Annotated in this window: 11 protein-coding genes; 6 read left to right on the top strand and 5 right to left on the bottom strand. The window is 65.3% G+C overall.

The genetic code is table 11. The annotated features are described in order from the left end of the window. Positions 1 to 47: 47 nt before the first annotated feature. From B0G83_RS15055 to B0G83_RS15045, 3 genes are read left to right on the top strand one after another with little or no spacing between them, the layout of a single operon-like run. Positions 48 to 1,811, top strand: coding sequence for a bifunctional alpha/beta hydrolase/class I SAM-dependent methyltransferase (locus B0G83_RS15055; RefSeq protein ID WP_105508198.1), 1,764 nt, complete (start codon positions 48 to 50; stop codon positions 1,809 to 1,811). Then, entirely contained in the window at positions 1,808 to 3,334 is a 1,527-nt protein-coding gene (locus B0G83_RS15050; RefSeq protein ID WP_105508197.1) for a phosphatase PAP2/dual specificity phosphatase family protein, read from the top strand. Before B0G83_RS15055 ends, B0G83_RS15050 begins: the two co-directional genes overlap by 4 nt. Beyond that, positions 3,331 to 3,777 (top strand): hypothetical protein, encoded by a 447-nt coding sequence (locus tag B0G83_RS15045; RefSeq protein WP_105508196.1) that lies wholly within the window; start codon positions 3,331 to 3,333, stop codon positions 3,775 to 3,777. The genes B0G83_RS15050 and B0G83_RS15045 overlap by 4 nt, the downstream gene beginning before the upstream one ends. A 60-nt stretch (positions 3,778 to 3,837) precedes the next feature. Here B0G83_RS15045 and B0G83_RS15040 read toward each other — a convergent pair whose 3' ends face one another. Further along, positions 3,838 to 4,710 carry a glutamate/aspartate ABC transporter substrate-binding protein gene (locus B0G83_RS15040; RefSeq protein WP_258167919.1) on the bottom strand — a complete coding sequence of 291 codons (873 nt, stop codon included), beginning with the start codon at positions 4,708 to 4,710 and terminating at the stop codon, positions 3,838 to 3,840. 431 nt (positions 4,711 to 5,141) lie between these two features. Between B0G83_RS15040 and B0G83_RS15035 the strand changes: the two genes are divergently transcribed. Next, complete coding sequence (locus tag B0G83_RS15035) at positions 5,142 to 5,345, top strand: hypothetical protein (RefSeq protein WP_105508194.1); 204 nt, start codon at positions 5,142 to 5,144, stop codon at positions 5,343 to 5,345. Positions 5,346 to 5,368: 23 nt separating this feature from the next. On the opposite strand, the gene B0G83_RS15030 is transcribed toward B0G83_RS15035, so the two are convergent. Genes B0G83_RS15030 through B0G83_RS15015 form a run of 4 tightly spaced genes read right to left on the bottom strand, consistent with a single transcriptional unit; the run spans position 5,369 to position 14,482 of the window. Beyond that, complete coding sequence (locus B0G83_RS15030) at positions 5,369 to 6,940, bottom strand: efflux transporter outer membrane subunit (RefSeq protein WP_258167902.1); 1,572 nt, start codon at positions 6,938 to 6,940, stop codon at positions 5,369 to 5,371. Positions 6,941 to 6,975: 35 nt separating this feature from the next. Further along, positions 6,976 to 10,215, bottom strand: a complete 3,240-nt coding sequence (locus tag B0G83_RS15025) for an efflux RND transporter permease subunit (RefSeq protein WP_105508192.1) — start codon at positions 10,213 to 10,215, stop codon at positions 6,976 to 6,978. Between the two features lie 4 nt (positions 10,216 to 10,219). Beyond that, positions 10,220 to 13,291 carry an efflux RND transporter permease subunit gene (locus tag B0G83_RS15020; RefSeq protein WP_105508191.1) on the bottom strand — a complete coding sequence of 1,024 codons (3,072 nt, stop codon included), beginning with the start codon at positions 13,289 to 13,291 and terminating at the stop codon, positions 10,220 to 10,222. Between the two features lie 12 nt (positions 13,292 to 13,303). After that, complete coding sequence (locus tag B0G83_RS15015) at positions 13,304 to 14,482, bottom strand: efflux RND transporter periplasmic adaptor subunit (RefSeq protein WP_105508190.1); 1,179 nt, start codon at positions 14,480 to 14,482, stop codon at positions 13,304 to 13,306. Between the two features lie 370 nt (positions 14,483 to 14,852). Between B0G83_RS15015 and B0G83_RS15010 the strand changes: the two genes are divergently transcribed. Further along, a complete protein-coding gene (locus B0G83_RS15010; protein ID WP_105508189.1) occupies positions 14,853 to 16,322 on the top strand; it encodes a HAMP domain-containing sensor histidine kinase in 1,470 nt (489 codons plus the stop codon). Next, positions 16,307 to 17,662, top strand: coding sequence for a sigma-54 dependent transcriptional regulator (locus B0G83_RS15005; RefSeq protein WP_105508188.1), 1,356 nt, complete (start codon positions 16,307 to 16,309; stop codon positions 17,660 to 17,662). The genes B0G83_RS15010 and B0G83_RS15005 overlap by 16 nt, the downstream gene beginning before the upstream one ends. Positions 17,663 to 17,717 lie beyond the last annotated feature (55 nt).

Raw genomic sequence — 17,717 nt, 5'->3', positions numbered from 1 at the left:
GCACGCAGCCGGGCCGCGAGTAGCATTCCACGTTCGAGGGGACTTCCATGACGATCCGCACCGCCGGAGAACACACGTTTGTCACGCACGACGGCGAGGCGCTGTTCTACCGTCACTGGCCGGTTGCTGGGGAGCGTTGCCGTGGCGCCGTGCTGCTGTTTCATCGTGGTCACGAACACTCGGCGCGCATGGCGCATCTGGTCGACGAACTCGATCTGTCCGAGCACGCGTTCTTCGCCTGGGACGCGCGGGGGCATGGCCACTCGCCAGGCGAACGCGGCTACAGCCCGAGCGCGGCGGCCTCGGTGCGCGACGTTCAGACGTTCGCCGAGCATATCCGCGACACCCATGGCATTGCGATCGAAGACATGACGGTGATTGGCCAGAGTGTCGGCGCCGTACTCGCCGCCGCGTGGGTGCACGATTACGCGCCGCCGCTGCGCGCGCTCGTGCTGGCCGCGCCGGCCTTCAGCATCAAGCTCTACGTGCCGCTCGCATTGCCGGCCTTGCGGCTCATGTACCGGCTGCGCGGGCGCTTCTTCGTCAACAGTTATGTGAAGCCGAAACTGCTGACGCACGACCCCGAGCGCGTCGCGAGCTATCAGTCCGATCCGCTGATCGCGCGCGCGATCGCGGTCAACATGCTGCTCGATCTGCACGACATGGCCCAACGTGTGGTGGCCGACGCCGCCGCCATCAAGGTGCCGACCCAGGTGCTGATTTCCGGTGCCGATTGGGTCGTGCGTCGTGAGCCGCAAGACCAGTTTTACGAACGGCTGAGCTCGACGCGCAAGGAGCGCATCGTGCTCGACGGTTTTCATCACGACACGCTCGGCGAGTTGGAGCGCGACCGCGCCATCGCACCGATTCGCGCGTTCGTTCTGCAGGAATACGACGCGCCGAGCGCGCCGGTCTCGTTGCTCGACGCGCATCAGCGCGGGCCGTTCCATGACGAATTCGTCGGTCTGACGCAGCCGCCACAGCCGTTGAAAGGTGTCTACTGGGCGCTGGTGCGGGGCGGCTTGCGGTTGTCGTCGTGGTTCTCGTCGGGGATCGCGCTGGGGTTCCAGCGCGGCTTCGATTCCGGCTCGTCGCTCGACTATGTGTACCGCAATCGCGCGCAAGGGCGCTCGCCGCTCGGCCGGCTGATCGACCGCAACTACCTCGACTCGATCGGCTGGCGGGGCATTCGTCAGCGCAAGATTCATATCGAAGCGCTGATCGCCGATGCCATCGCGCGCTTGCGGCGGGACGGCCAACCGGTGCGGATCGTCGATATCGCCGCGGGGCACGGGCGCTATGTGCTCGACGCAATCGGCGCAGCCGCGCTGAGCCGGACCGGCATCGAACACATTCTGCTGCGCGACTACAGTCCGCCGAATGTCGAGGCCGGCCGCGCGCTCATCATTCAGAAGGGCTTCGGCACGAAGGCGCGTTTCGAACAGGGCGACGCGTTCGACGCCGAAGCGCTCGCCACGCTCGAACCGCGCCCGAATCTGGCGATCGTATCGGGGCTGTACGAACTGTTCAGCGACAACGCGATGATTCGCGCTTCGCTCGGCGGTCTCGCGCGTTCGGTCGCGCCGGGCGGTTATCTGGTTTATACGGGGCAACCGTGGCATCCGCAGCTGGAGTTCATCGCGCGGACGCTGAAGAACCATCGCGGCGAGGCCGCATGGGTGATGCGCCGTCGCTCGCAGGCCGAGCTCGATGAGCTGGTGGCGAGCGCGGGTTTTCGCAAGATCGCGCAACGCATCGACGAATGGGGCATCTTCACGGTGAGCGTCGCGCAACGGGTCGCGGACGTATGAGCGGCAGTGGCGCGCGTATTGACGCATCAGCCTGTCAACGCGGCGCAGCCGTCGCGCGGCCGGCTACCTTCGCGCTGAAATGCCTGCTGCTGGCGGGCATGGGCGTCGTGTTCTTCTCGACCTATGGGTTCGCGAACTGGCTGGCCGGAAGGCATGCGAGCGTGCCTTCGTTCGCGTTCGGCTGGGAGCATGCCATTCCGTTCTGGCCGTGGACGATCGTGCCGTACTGGTCGATCGATCTGCTGTACGCGCTGTCGTTTTTTCCGTGGCATTGGCGCGATGAACTGCTCGACCACGTCAAGCGGCTGCTGACGGTGCAGGTCATTTCGGTGGTGTGTTTCATCGCGTGGCCGCTACGCTTCAGCTTCGAGCGGCCGGCCGCCGATGGCGTGAGCGGCGCGCTGTTCACGCTGCTTGCGGGTTTCGACAAACCGTTCAATCAGGCGCCGTCGCTGCATATCGGTTTGCTGGTGGTGTTGTGGGCTGTGTATGCGTCGTATGCACGCGGTGCGTGGCGTTGGCTCTTGCATGGCTGGTTCGCGCTGATCGGTGTTTCCGTGCTGACCACCTACCAGCATCATTCGATCGATATTCCGACCGGCGCGGCGGTGGGCTGCTTCGCGCTGTTTCTGTTTCCGTTGCGGCGGGGCGATGGCACGTCCCGCTTGCGGGCCGCCGACGAACCGATCGAGGCCGCCGTGCTGGCGCAGGCCCGCCGCATTGCGCGGCGCTATGCGGCGCTGGCGCTGATGTTTCTGATTGCCGCCTGCGTGACGATTCCGCATTCGCCGTTCGCGGCGTTACTGCTCGGGTGGATTGCGCTGGCCGTGCTGTGCGTCGCGATTGTCTACTGGCGGGTGGATGCCGCGTTGTATCAGAAGAACGAATCCGGCGGTCTTGCATGGGTCACCTCGGCACTCTTCCTGCCCACCGTGTTCGGCATGTTCGTCAATTCGCGCGCGTGGACGTTTCGTCATGCGGCATGGTCGCCGGTGGGTCACTCGGTGCTGGTGGGGCGTACGCCGACGCGTCGCGAAGCCAGGCTGGCGCGTGCGACCGCGATTGTGGATCTGACCGCCGAAATGCCCGGATGGGCCCGGCGCGACCCCTCGATCCGCTATGTGTGCGTGCCACAACTCGACTTGCTGCCGGCGACGCTCGCGCAGTTGCAGCAAGCCGTCGCCGCAATTGAGATGCTGCACGAGCAGGGGCATACCGTGCTGGTGTGCTGTGCGCTCGGCTATTCGCGCAGCGCGTTGGCGGTGGCCGCGTGGCTTGCCGCGCATTTGCCGTTGCACGATGCCCAGGCTGCGCTCGCGCTGTTGCGGGAAGCGCGACCGCAGGTGGTGGTGCGGGCGCCGGGCGTGGCGTTGTTGCAGCGGTATATCGACTGGCGTTCGCCGATTCGGCAGGAGGTGGCGCGTGAAGCCGGCCATGAAACGCCGAACGAAGCGCCACACCCTGCAGCGCGGCACGCCGAAACGCCGCGCGACACGCGGCCTGGACCCGAGGCTCGACCATGAACGACACATCCGCCAGCGTGCCATTCAAAATCGCGTCTGCACGCGGCCTGCTCGACGCCGGGCTGATCGTCTCGATCTGCACGCAGGTGGCGGCGTGGCTAGGACTCGCGCTCGCTTTCGCGCTGGGGGCGTGGCTGTGCGTCGCGGTGGTGTGCGTGAGCGGCGCAGTGGCGATCCTCGCACTGTGGCTGCTGATTCGCGTCGCGCTCGATCGTCGCCTGTTCGGCGCGCTCGCGCATTCAACCGCGTTGACGAACGAAGACGACGCGCTCGCGGCACTCGACCACGCCTTGCAACGGCTCGGCTGGATCGACGAAACGAAGGCCGGACGCACGCTCGATGCACGCGTGCGCGGTGTCGCCCGTCTCGTCCGGCTCGTCACGCTCCTGGCGATCGTGCAGGTGCTCGTCGTCGCCGTCGCGGCACTGAGCGGCGCGTTCTGAACCAGACCGCGTAATTGGCGCGGACACAGCCGTGACCGCGCAACACCGGCTCTCCAGCGCTTATTCGAACGCCGTGTCGTTCGGATTCGCGTAGACCTTTTTCAATGAATCGCTCATCGGGAAGTCGAACGTGAGGTTCTTCGGCGGGACCGGCTTCATGAACCACCTGTCGTACATCGCGTTGATCTCCTTGCCCTTCATGACCTGCTGCATCGCATCGTCGACGACTTTCTTGAACTCGGGATCGTTTTTCCGCAGCATGAAGCCATAAGCCTCCGAAGACTGCGGCGTGCCGACCAGCACCCAGTCGGCGGGTTTCGCGGTCAGCGGGCGCGCGCCCGCCAGTAACACGTCGTCCATCATGTACGCCACCGCGCGGCCGGTTTCCAGCGTCAGGCGCCCCTCGCCATAGTCCTTGGCGCTAATGATCTGCATGTTCATTTTCTTCTCTTCGTTCATCTTTCTCAGGATGCGCTCGGACGTGGTCCCCTGATTGGTCACGACCGTCTTGCCCGCGAGATCCGGGAAGTCCTTGATGCCGGAGTCCTTGCGCGTCAACAGGCGGGTCGTGGCCACGAAGAAGGTGTCGGAGAACGCCACCTGGTTTTGCCGGGCGACAAGATTCGTCGTCACGCCGCATTCCAGGTCGACGGTGCCGTTCTGAACCAGCGAAATGCGGTTTTGCGACGTCACTGGAATGAACCGGACACGCAAATCGGACCGTTTCGTCTTCGCCTTGACCGCCTCGATGACCTTGTTGCAGAGATCCTGAGAAAAGCCGATCACCTGATTGTCGCTGTCCACATAGGAAAACGGGACCGATGTTTCGCGATGGCCGATCGAAATCAGGCCGGTGGTTTGAATCTTCGTCATGGTCGGGGTTGCGTCTTGCGCGAACACCCCGTGTGCGGTCGATGCCAGCACGGCCAACATCAACAATTTTTCCCGGACCATCTCATTCCCCAGTGATATCGAACGATCGTTAGCGGCACGCCATGGCGCCTGGATCCATATGTTGCAGTAAACAAAATAATAACAACATATGTTAACTCCCTACGTTCGATGAAATTCCGCCGCTGGGGTGAGGCGGTCTAAGGTTCGAATTCGACCGGATGTTGACGGACTGCGGTGCGGATCGTCGGGGATTGCGCACGATCGTGAGCTTTTTGCCGCCGGAATCGCGGCGAGTTACGCCGGTTTACGTGGGGGCGAGGGCGCGGGGCTGTGCACGCCGGGGTTGCGGGCGGATTGGCCGTTGTGAAGTCCGCGTGCTCGTAAGACGCGGAAACGTGTCTGTAGCCAAACTGTCGCGGCGTCTGACTACTATCGTCTCATCGCCACGCTTTGATGAACGGAGGTGCCGGATGCTGAGTCATCACGAACTCGCGACGCTCATGCTGTTTCGCGACACGGAAAAACGTATCGAGCCGCTGGACCCCGACGTGCTGGCGTTGCGCCGCTATGCGCTGGTCGAAGTGCGGCAGCGTCAGCCGCATGAAATGACGTTGCAATTGACCCGTCAGGGGCGCGAGTTGCTGGCGCGGTTGCAGATGGGGGGGAAGGAGTGAGCGGGCGGTAGCTGGCGTGGCGCTTACGGCGCCGGCGTCGAAGTCGAGGCGGATGCCGACGCTGAAGTCGTAGCCGAGGATGACGCCACCGGCGCGGACGCACCCGCCGTGCTCGCCGCAGCCCCATCCCACTGCCAGCCACCCCCCAGATTTTTAATCAGCGCCACGCTCCCTTGCGCGAGCAGCGACTGACTATCCGTCAACGACTGCGCCGCCTGCAACAACGTCAACTGTTGCGTGAGCACGCTTTCCTCGCTCGCCGTACCCGCCAGCAACTGCGCGCGCTGACTCGCAAACAACTGCTGGTTACGCTGATAAATCTCGCCATACGCCGCGGCCTGCTGCTGCAAATGATTGATCGACGACAGACTGTCCTCGACACTCTGAAACGCCGTCAGCACCGCGCCGCGATAGTTGGCCACGTCTTCATCGTAAGTCGCGCGGGCTTCGCGCACTGCGGCGCTGCGCGCGCCGCCGTCGAAGATCGTCGCGGCCAGATCGGGGCCCAGCGTCCACACGCGGCTCGGCAGCGAGAACAGATGCGCGAACGCGTTGTGCTCGAAGCCGCCTTGCGCCGACAGATCCAGCACCGGGAAAAACGCCGCTTCGGCCGCGCCGATTTTCGCGTTCGCTGCGGCAGCGGTGCGTTCCGCGCTCACCACGTCGTAGCGCCGTTCGAGCAATTGCGACGGCAACGCCAGCGGCACCGAGGGATTGGCGAACGCGTAGTCGTTTTTCGGCGGCAGCGAGAAGCCGGAGGGGGGCACGCCGATCAGCACGGCGATCGCATGCTCGTTCTGTTCGCGCGAGGTTTCGGTGGTCTGCAATTGCGCGACCACGATTTCCAGTGTGTCTTGCGCGGTCAGCACGTCGTCGTTCGATGCGGTGCCTTGCAGAAACGCGGTGCGCGTAATGTCGAGAATGCGTGCGTCGATCTGTTGCTGCTGTTTGAGCGAGTCGATGTCCAGATCGGCCTGGCGCAACGCGAAATAGTCGTTGGTGAGCGTGGCCGCGATCGACAGGCGTTCGCCGGCTAACTGCGCGTCGCTGGCTTGCGCGCTGGCTTTCGCGGACTCGACCTTGCGCCGTACTTCGCCCCACAGGTCCGGCTCCCAACTGGCCGTGGCTGTCGCGCTGACCGAATTCCGTATACCGGCCACGGTGCTGCCCGTCGTGCTGCTGATACCCGAACTGGCCGCGCCATTGCCGGTGCCGCTACGCGTCGCCGAAAGACCCGCCGTGATCACGGGGAAGAGGCTCGCGCGGTTGGCGTCGACGGTGGCCTGCGCAAGCCGGTACGCGGCTTCGGCCGCAGCGATCGACTGATTCGCCTTAAGCGAGCGGCCGATCAGATCCGTCAGCGTGTCGTCCTGATAGACCTGCCACCACGTGCTGGACAGCGACGCTTGCGGATCGGCCTGCGCGCGTTGCCAGTTCACGCCTTCCTTGAACGTCGCGGGAATCGCCACCGTGGGTTGGCGGTAATCCGGGCCGACCGCGCAGCCGGTCATGCACAGCGCCGCCAGGGCGGCCAGCGTGAGCCGCCAGCCGAGCGGCGCGCCCGCAACGCGATCTACCCGACCCGGACGAGTCACGCGACCCGCACCATTCGCCCTCGACATTCTGCTCTTCATGATGTGGCTTCCCTCCCATGACGTCGACGGCGCAGACGCTGATACGCGCGGTCGAGCCACAAATAGATGACGGGCGTCGTATAAAGCGTGAGCATCTGGCTGAAAATCAGTCCGCCGATAATCGAAATGCCCAGCGGCTTGCGAAATTCCGAGCCGTAGCCGGAGCCGAACACGAGCGGCAGCGCGCCGAGAATGGCGGCGCTGGTCGTCATCATGATCGGGCGGAAGCGGATCAGGCACGCGCGCGTGATGGCCTGTTCGGCGGGCAGATTGGCTTGCCGCTCCTCGGTGATCGCGAAGTCGATCATCATGATCGCGTTCTTCTTGACGATCCCGATCAGCAGAATCACGCCGACCAGCGCGATGATGGACAACTCCGTATTGGTGACCAGCAGCGCGATCAGCGCGCCGACGCCGGCGGAGGGTAGCGTCGACAGAATCGTCAGCGGATGCATCAGGTTCTCGTACAGCATGCCGAGCACGATATACACGGTGAGCAGCGCGGCGACGATCAGGATCGGCTCGCTCGCCACCGATTGTTGAAACACCTGCGCCGTGCCCGCGAAGCTGCCCACAATGCTGGCCGGCATGCGGAGCTGCGCGACGGCTTCGTCGACCTGCTGCGTGGCCTGGCCGATCGACGCGCCCGGCCCGAGATTGAACGACGCCGTGACGGCTGGGAAGGTGCCCTGATGGTTGATCGAGATCGCCGTTTGCGCGATCGAGAAATGCGCCATCGCGGCCAGCGGCACCAGCGCGTTGCCGTTCGACAGCACGGCGGTGGAGGGCGTCGCCGTGCGGCTGCCCGGACCGGCCACCGCCGCCGCGCTGACGGCCGCCGCCGCAGCGGAGGCCGCGCTCGCCGAGGTCGCGACGCTCGGCGCGGTGGACGTGCCGCCGCCGGTCGAACCGCTGCCCCAGGTGGCGGCCGCACCGGCCGGCACGTAGATCGCCTTCAACGCGGCCGGATCGGTCCAGTATTCGGGCGCGAGTTCCATCACCACGTGATACTGGTTCGCGGACTTGTAAATGGTCGACACCTGGCGCTGGCCGAACGCGTCGTACAGGCCCTGATCGATCGACGCGAAATTGACCCCCAGTCGCGCCGCCGTATCGCGGTTGACGGCCACGCTCGCCTGCATGCTGTTGTCCTGCTGGTCGGTGTTGATGTCCTGCAGCATCGGCAGCTTATGCATGGCGGCGACCACCTTGGGCACCCATTTGTCCAGATCGGTCTGCTCGTCGGCGGTCATCGTGAACTGGTACTGCGCGCCGCTTTGCCGGCCGCCCACGGTGATGTCCTGCGCCGATTGCAGGAACAGCCGCGCGCCGGGAATATTGGCGAGCGAGCGGCGCAGCTGCGCGATCACCTGATCGGCGCTTGCCTTGCGCGGCCCGAGCGGCTTGAGCGTCACGAACAGCAGCGCGGTGTTGACCGAATTCGAACCGCCGACAAATCCGCCCACCGCCTGCACGTTCGGATTCTTCAGCACCAGTTGATTGATCTTGAGGAATTTCTGCTGCATCGCGTGATACGAAATGCTCTGCGACGCCTGCACCTGGCCGATCAGCCGCCCGGTGTCTTCCTGCGGGAAGAAGCCTTTTGGAATCACGATATACAGCAGCACGTTCAGCGCCAGCACCAGAATCGTCACGATTCCCATCAGCACGGGATGACGGATCACCCAGCCCAGCGTGCGCGCATAGAAGCGGTGAAAGCGCGAGTTGGGGTATTCGTTGTCGTCGTGTGCGTAGCCGGTGCTGCGCAACGCGATGCTGGAGAGCATCGGCGTGACGGTCAGCGAGATCACCATCGACATGATGATCGCAACCGACAGCGATACGGAGAACTCGCGGAACAGCCGCCCGACAATGCCGCCCATCAGCAGCAGTGGAATGAACACGGCGATCAGCGAGACGCTGATGGTCAGCACCGTGAAGCCGACTTCGCGCGCGCCGGTCAACGCCGCCTGCATGGGCGGCTCGCCGCGTTCCATATGACGCATGATGTTCTCGACCACCACGATCGCGTCGTCCACCACGAAGCCGGTCGAGATGGTCAGCGCCATCAGCGACAGATTGTTCAGGCTGAAGCCGAGAAAGTACATCACGCCGAAGGTGCCGAGCAGCGACAGCGGCACGACGATCGCCGGAACCAGCGTGGTGCGCCAGTTGCGGAAGAACGCGAAGGTCACGGCGGTGACGAGCAGCACCGAGATCGCCAGCGTGATCTCGACGTCGAGCAGCGACGCGCGAATCGTCGACGTGCGGTCCATCAGAATGTTGAGCTTGATGGTGGGCAGGATCGACGCTTCGAGAAACGGCAGCGCGGCCTTGACGTTGTTGACCGTGTCGATCACGTTCGCGCCCGGCTGCTTGTAGACGATCAGCAGCACGGCCGGCTTGCCGTTCGACAGGCCGTAGTTTTCCAGATTCTCCACGTCCTGACGCACATAGCCGAGATCGGAAATGTGCACCACGTCGTTGCCGTTCTGCTTGACGATCAGCGGCGCGTAGTCGGACGCGTTGTAGAGCTGGTCGTTCGCGCCGAGGTTGTATTTCAGCGGCCCGACGGCGGCCGAGCCTTTCGGCAGATCGACGTTGGCCGTGGCGATCGCGCTGCGAATCTGTTCGAGGCTCACGCCGTAGTGATTCACGCGGTCCGGGTTCAGTTCGATCCGCACGGCGGGCAGCGCGCCGCCGCCCACCGTGACGTCGCCGACGCCCGGCGTTTGCAGCAGCTTCTGCTGCAGCACGGTCGACGCCGCGTCGTACAACTGGCCGCGCGTCGCCGAGTCGGAAGTGAGGCTGACGATCAGGATCGGCGCGTCGGCCGGGTTGACCTTGCGGTAGGTCGGATTGCCGTCGAGATTGGCCGGCAGGTTGGTGCGCGCGGCGCTGATCGCGGCCTGCACGTCGCGCGCCGCGCCGTTGATGTCGCGGTTCAGATCGAACTGCATCGTGATGCGGGTCGCGCCGAGCGAGCTCACCGACGTCATCTGCGTGATGCCGGAAATCTGGCCGAACTGCCGCTCCAGCGGCGTGGCGACCGAAGTCGCCACGGTGTTCGGGTCGGCGCCCGGCAAGGTCGCCTGCACGCTGATGGTCGGAAAATCGACCTCGGGCAGCGGCGCCACCGGCAGCAGCTTGAAGGCCAGCGCGCCGAACAGCGCGATGCCGATCGCCAGCAGGCCGGTCGCGATGGGACGCGCGATGAACGGTTCGGACAGGTTCATCGCGTCACTCCGCCGCGGCCGGTCGCGGGTCGCGTTTGCTGAAGCGATCCTCGACGCGGTGCATGGCGAGATACATGACCGGCGTGGAGAACAGCGTCAGCAACTGGCTGATCACCAGGCCGCCGATAATCGCAATCCCGAGCGGATGCCGCAATTCCGAGCCCATGCCGGTGCCGAACGCGAGCGGCACCGCGCCGAACAGCGAGGCCATCGTGGTCATTAGAATCGGCCGGAAACGCAGTTCGGCGGCGCGCCGGATCGCTTCGACCGCAGGGAGCTTTTCGTTGCGCTCCAGTTCGAGCGCGAAGTCGATCATCATGATGGCGTTTTTCATCACGATTCCGATCAGCAGCACGATGCCGATCAGGCCGATGATGTCGAACTGCGTGCCCGTGATCACCAGTGCGAGCAAGGCGCCGAGCGCCGCTGAAGGCAGCGTCGACAGAATCGTCACCGGGTGGATGAAGCTTTCGTACAGCACGCCGAGCATCAGATACACCACGATGATGGCCGCGCCGACCAGAAACGCCTCGTTCGACAGCGACGACTGGAAGGTCGCCGCCGTGCCTTCCAGCGACGCCTGCACCGTCATCGGCAGGCCGATCTGCTTCTCGATGTCGGCGAGCCGCGTGACGGCGGTGCCGAGCGTATAGCCGGGCTGCAGATTGAACGACACGTCCGCATACGGGAACTGCCCCTGACGGTTGATCGTGACCGGCGCGTGGATCAGTTTCATGGTCGCCATGCTGGCAAGCGGCGCGACGCCGCCCGACGACGTATCCACGTAAAGGCCGGAGAGCAGGTCGGACAGGTTGCCCGAGGTTTTGTCGGCGACCAGCACCACGTGATACTGATTCAGCTGCGTGTAAATGGTCGACACCTGGCGCTGGCCGAACGCGTCGTACAGCACGTCGTCGATGGCTTGCGGCGTGACGCCCAACCGCGACGCGGTGGCTCGGTCGAACGTCAATTGAATCTGGTTGCCTTGCTGCGACGCCTGGCTTTGCACGTCGGCGAAGGTCGGGTCTTTTTTCAGCGCGCCGATCAGCTTGCCGGTCCATTCGTTGAGCACATCCGGGTCCGTGGCCTGGAGGCCGACGCGGTAGCTGGTGGTCGAGATCGTGTCGTCGAGCGTCAAGTCTTGCACCGGATGCAGGAACAGCCGCATGCCGGCGAGGCCCGCGGTCGCGTCCGACAGGCGCCGGATCACGGCCGCGCTGCTGTCGCGATCGCCCTTGCCCTTCAGGTTGATCAGCACGGTGCCCTGGTTGAGCGTCGGGCTCGTCTGATTGATGCCGACGAACGACGACAGACTCGCCACCGCCGGATCCTTCAGCAGATCGCCGACCAGTTGCTGCTGCTTCTGCACCATGTACGGAAACGAAATGCTCGGCGCCGCCTGCGAAATCCCCTCGATCAGGCCGGTGTCCTGTTCGGGGAAGAAGCCTTTGGGCATCAGCAGCAGAATGGCGAAGGTCAGCGCGGCGGTCAGCGCCACGGAGAGCAGCGTCAAACCGCGATGCTCCAGCACCCAGCCGAGCCCCTGCACATAGCGCCGATTCACGCGGTCGAAGAAGTCGACGCGGTGTTCTTCCTCATGCTCCTTGAACATGCGCGAGCACATCATCGGCGTGAGCGTCAGCGAGACGAACGCCGAGATCACGATCGCGATGGCCAGCGTCAGCGCGAATTCACGGAACAGCCGGCCGACCACGTCGCCCATGAACAGCAGCGGAATCATCACCGCGATCAGCGACACCGACAGCGAGATGATCGTGAAGCCGATCTGCTTCGAGCCTTTCAGCGCGGCTTCCATCGGAGTGTCGCCAGCCTCGATGTAGCGCGTGATGTTTTCGATCATCACGATCGCGTCGTCCACCACGAAGCCGGTCGCGATGGTCAGCGACATCAGCGTCAGATTGTTCAGCGAAAAGCCCAGCCCGTACGCGACGGCGAGCGTGCCGATCAGCGACAGCGGCACCGTCACCGCGGGAATCACCGTGGCGGCGACCTTGCGCAGGAAGATGAAGATCACCATCACGACCAGCGCGACCGCCACCGCGAGTTCGTATTCGACGTCCGTGACGGAAGCCCGAATGGTCTGCGTGCGGTCGGTCAGCACCGCGACCTTGAGCGTGGCCGGCAGGCTCGCGCGCAATTGCGGCAACAGCTTCTGCACGCGGTCCACCACGTCGATCACGTTGGCGCCCGGTTGACGCTGGATGTTCAGCACGATGGACGGTGTGCTGTTGGTCCAGGCGGCCTGCTGCACGTCTTCGGCGGCCTGCACGGAGGTCGCGACCTGCGCGAGCCGGATCGGCGCGCCGTTCTTGTACGCGAGCACCACGTCGGGGTATTGATCGGCCGATTGCAGCTGGTCGTTCGCGCCGATCGAATAGGCCTGGTACTTGCCGTCCAGATTGCCCTTGGCCTGGTTGACGTTGGCGTTGCCGAGCGCGGTGCGCACGTCGTCGAGCGACAGGCCGAGCGAGTTCAGCGCGCCCGAATTCGCTTCGATGCGTACCGCCGGCCGTTGGCCGCCACTGATCGTCACGAGGCCGACGCCGGAGATCTGCGAAATCTTCTGCGCAAGACGCGTGTCGGCTAGGTCTTCGATTTTTGTGAGCGGCAGCGTGTTCGAGGTTAGCGACAGCGTCAGCACCGGCGCGTCGGCCGGATTGACCTTGCTGTAGACCGGCGGGTAGGGCAGGTTGGCCGGCAGGTAGCTGGCCGAGGCGTTGATGGCCGCCTGCACTTCCTGTTCGGCGACGTCGAGCGACAGCGACAGATCGAACTCCAGCGTGATGACGGAGACGCCGTTCGAACTGGTCGAGTTCATCGTTTTCAGGCCGGCCATTTCGCCGAGCTGCACTTCGAGCGGCGCGGTGATCGACGAGCTGACCACGTCCGGGCTTGCGCCGGGGTATTGCGTGTAGACCTGGATGGTCGGGTAGTCGACCTCGGGCAACGCCGAGACCGGCAGCAGGTGATAGCCGAGCAGACCGGCCAGCAGCACGGCGATCATCAGCAGCGTGGTCGCGATCGGCCGCTCGATGAAGGGGCGCGAGATGTTCATGGAGACCGGCTGTTAGTTGGAGGCGGGAGCGGTGGCGGCGCTCGATGCGCTCGATGCCCCCGCCGGCGTCGCCGCCACCACCCGCACCGCCGAGCCATTGTCGAGCTTGTCGGCGCCGTCCGTCACCACCTGCTCGCCGGCCTTCACGCCGCCGTCGAGAATCGCCGTGTTGTCGCCGCTCACCGGCCCCGCCTTCACATTGCGCAGCGCCACCTTGTTGCCCGTGCCGACCACGAACACGAAATCGCCGTTCGTACCATGCTGGATCGCCGCGGTCGGAATCACCGGAATCTGCCTGAGCGTGTCCGCCTGCATCCGCGCATTGACGAACTGGTTCGGAAACAGCGCGTCGCCGGACTGCGGGAACTCCGCCTTCACCTTGACCGTGCCGGTGGTGGTGTCCACCTGGTTGTCGACGGCGAGCAAGGTGCCGTGCGACAGCAGCGTCTTCTTGTCGCGGTCGTAGGCGAGCACGGCGACCGCGCCACGCGACATGGCGCGATGAATCTGGCCGAGATAGTCTTCCGGCACCGCGTAGACGATAGTCGCCGGCTGCAATTGAGTGATAATCGCGACGCCGGTCGTGCTGGTCGTCGTGATGTAGTTGCCCGGATCGACCAGCCGCAGGCCGACCACACCGTCCACCGGCGACGTGATCGTGCAGTAGCCGACCTGTACCTGCAGGTTCTTCACGTTGCCGGTGTCGGACACGACCGTGCCCTGATCTTCATTGACGGTAGCGATCTGGGTGTCGAGCGTTTGTTGCGTGATCGAGCCGACCTTGATCAACTGGCGGTAGCGCTGCAAGTCGAGCTGCGCGTTGGCGAGCGCGGCCTTGTCGTGCGTCAGCGTGCCTTGCGCCTGCACCAGTTGCGCTTCGAGCGCGCGCGAATCGATCCGCGCGATCACCTGACCGCGACGCACCAGCTGGCCTTCCTTGAAATCGACCGAATCGAGAATGCCGTTGACCTGGGTGATGACGGTCACGGTGCGCGTCGGCGTGACCGTGCCGAGCGAATCGATGTAGACCGGCACGTCGGCCAGTTTCGCCGCGACGGCCGAGACCGGCGTGCCGGGCGGCACGGCCGGCGCCTTGCGGGCGGGATGCCGGAACCACAGCAACCAGACGGCCACTCCGATCAGCAGCACGAGGACGACGAGCGCGGGCCATTTCAGGTGGGTTCTTTTCACGTGCGCCTCGTTCGATCGGACAGGGTGGTGTGCCGGTCATGCTCTGCAACTGCCGTGCCAATCACGCAATGCCGATGCCTTCGAGTTCGCATGCGCGGAAGCCACAGCCGGTTGTCGCGATTCACGACGCAAGGTGTCGCAAATCAGGACAATGTCGAGCACACAACCCGTAACGGTGCGAGCGCGGTACAGGCTTGCGCCGCATCGGAGACCCTCGCCACGCCGTTGAAATGCCCGCCAATACGCTGCGAACGCGGCCTCCATGCCGGATAGCTTCGCTCTGGCATACCATTCGCATCAGGGATGGCGCAGGGAGTGCGGCAGCGGGACACCGCCACAGCTAGCCAGAGATAAAACACGGGACAACACCATGCTTCGATCGTTACGCGGCCGGCTGATCGTGCTGCTTGCACTGCTGGTCGTCGCGGCGGGCGCGACCGCCTGGTTGATGGTGGGACTGTTCCATCAGTCGGCGGCGGCGCAGGTCGGCCAGGCCGCCGCGGAAAACGCCCGCGCCTGCGATGCGATCGTGTCGGCCTACCGTCTGCATGGCGCCGACTGGGGCGCCGCGCCGCCCGCGCCCGACGACACCGCCGCACGCGGCCGTCTGAGTGCCGTCGTGCAGAACGCGCTGCGCAACCGGCCGGGCGTGCAGGGCGGCATCTGGCACGGCGACACGGGCTCGCTCGCCTACGCGTTCCCCACCTACGACGGCGCCGCGCCGCGCACCGATCCGCCGGGCGGCGAGCTGCCGCGCATCCGCGAGATCAATGCCGCCGCGCTGAGCAGCGACCGCGCGGCCAGCCACCGTTACGGCGCGCGCTCGCAGACCTTGCTGATCTCGGCCTGTCCGCTGCCGGGACCGATCCCGCATTTGACGGCGTGGACCATGACGTGGACCTTCACCTTTGCGGGCCGCAGCTACTATCAACTGATGGCCGGCCAGGCCGTGCTGCTGGTGACGGTGCTGATCGCGGCCGCTTTGCTGACGCATCTGACCATGACCTGGTCGCGCCACGTGTCGCAGATCGAGACAGCGCTCAGTTCGTACGACGTGGCCGACCTGCCGGTGTTGCCGCCCACCCGCGAGCGCGAGCTGGACCGGATCGTCCTCGCGCTGAACGAGGCCGGCCGGCGGTTGTCGGCCGCGCGACAGCGGGGCGACACGCTCGCGCGGCAGATGGCGACCGCCGAGCGTCTCGCCGCGATCGGCCGGGTGGCCGCCGGCGTCGCGCATGAGATCCGCAACCCGATCGCGGCGATGCGGCTGAAGGCGGAAAGCGCGGTCGCAGGCGGCGCCGAGCGTCAGCCGCAGGCGTTGCGCGTGATTCTCGGCGAGATCGAACGGCTCGACGCGCTGGTGCGCCGATTGTTGAGCATCACCGAACACGACGAACCGAAACGCGAGCTGATCGAAGTCAGCGCGTTTCTCGAAGCGTGCGTCGCGCAACATACGGAGCGCGCCGCCGCCAGACAGGTGACGATCGCGAGTTCGGCCGATTGGCAGGAAGCGCGCTTCGACCCGGACCAGGTACAGCGCGCGCTCGACAATCTGATTCTGAACGCGATCAACGCCGCGCCGGCCGGCAGCCGGATCGAGGTCGCCGCGCTGCGTCGCACGGAGGCGCTGGTGCTGGCCGTGCACGATCGCGGCTCGGGGCCGCCCGCCGATATTCAGGATCATCTGTTCGAACCCTTCGTGACCGGACGGCCCGACGGCACCGGTCTAGGCTTGTCGATCGTGCGCGAAGTCGCGGTGGCGCACGGCGGCGCCGCGCATTTTGTATCGACCGACCACGGCACTACTTTCGAGATCATCCTGCCATGCCCCACATCCTGATCGTCGACGACGACGCCACCATGCGCGATGCGCTCGCCGAAGTCGTGATCGATCTCGGCCATACCGCCTGCCTCGCCGCCGATGGCTTGAGCGCGCTCGAACTGCTCGACACCGAGCCGGTCAGCGCGATGTTTCTCGATCTGCGCATGCCCGGCATCGACGGACTCGAGGTGCTGCGTCGCTTGCGGGCGCGGCCCAAGGCGCCGGCGGTGACGGTGCTGACCGCGCACGCCACGGCGTCCAACACGATCGAGGCGATGCGGCTGGGCGCGTTCGACCACCTGACCAAGCCGATTGGCCGCGCGGATCTCGCGCAGGTGTTGCAGCGCATGCTGTCGAGCGTCGCCGAGCCGGGCGCGAGTTTTCCGGCGGAGGAGGCCGAGGCGATCATCGGTTCGAGCGAGGCGATGCGGACGGTGCAGAAGACCATCGGCGTGCTGGCCGACAGCGACGCCACGGTGCTGATTACCGGCGAGACCGGCACCGGCAAGGAAGTGGTGGCGCGGGCGATTCACGAACACGGCTTGCGTCACGATCGGCCGTTCGTCGCGGTGAACTGCGCGGCGATCCCGGTCGATCTGCTGGAGAGCGAGCTGTTCGGTCACGCGCGCGGCGCGTTCACCGGCGCCACTGCCGATCGCGACGGCGCGTTTCGTCAGGCTGCCCACGGCACGCTGTTTCTCGACGAGATCGGCGACATGGACATGGCAATGCAGGCCAAGATCCTGCGCGCGCTGCAGGAGCGGGTGGTCGTGCCGGTCGGCGGCAAACCGGTGCCGGTCGACGTGCGTGTGATCGCCGCGACGCACCGCGACCTGCAGCGCAGCGTACGCGACGGAAGTTTTCGCGAGGACCTGTTTTACCGGCTGCATGTGGTGCCGATTCATCTGCCGCCGCTGTCGGCACGGATTGCCGATATCGTGCCGCTCGCCGAGTATTTTCTGACACGCGTGGCCGCCGGCAAGCGCTTATCCGCCGACGCCGCCGCGTTGCTAATCCGCTTCGCGTGGCCCGGTAACGTGCGCGAACTGAAGAACGCAATGGAGCGCGCGGCGGTGATGGTGCGCGGCGAGTACATCCACGCGACCGACCTGACGTTTTTGCAGGACGCGCGCTCGCCGCAGGATTCCACGCTCGAGTTCGACTGGCCGGATGAGGATTTGCCGTCCGCGCTGGCCAGGCTCGAGGAGATGCTGATTCGCCGCGCGCTGCGCCATAGCGGCAACAATCGCACCGATGCCGCGCGGCGCCTGAACGTCAACCGGCAACTGCTTTATGCCAAGCTCAAGCGCTATGGGATCGACGTGACGGATTCGGGACGGGATACCGAGGCGGGGTGAGGGAAGAGGTGATAATGAGCGTCCTTTTTATAATGTAATGGGAAGAGAACGCCGC

Origin of the sequence: Paraburkholderia sp. BL21I4N1 (assembly GCF_002973525.1) — a bacterium.
Taxonomy (GTDB): domain Bacteria; phylum Pseudomonadota; class Gammaproteobacteria; order Burkholderiales; family Burkholderiaceae; genus Paraburkholderia.
This window is presented reverse-complemented; position numbering and strand designations above follow the sequence as displayed.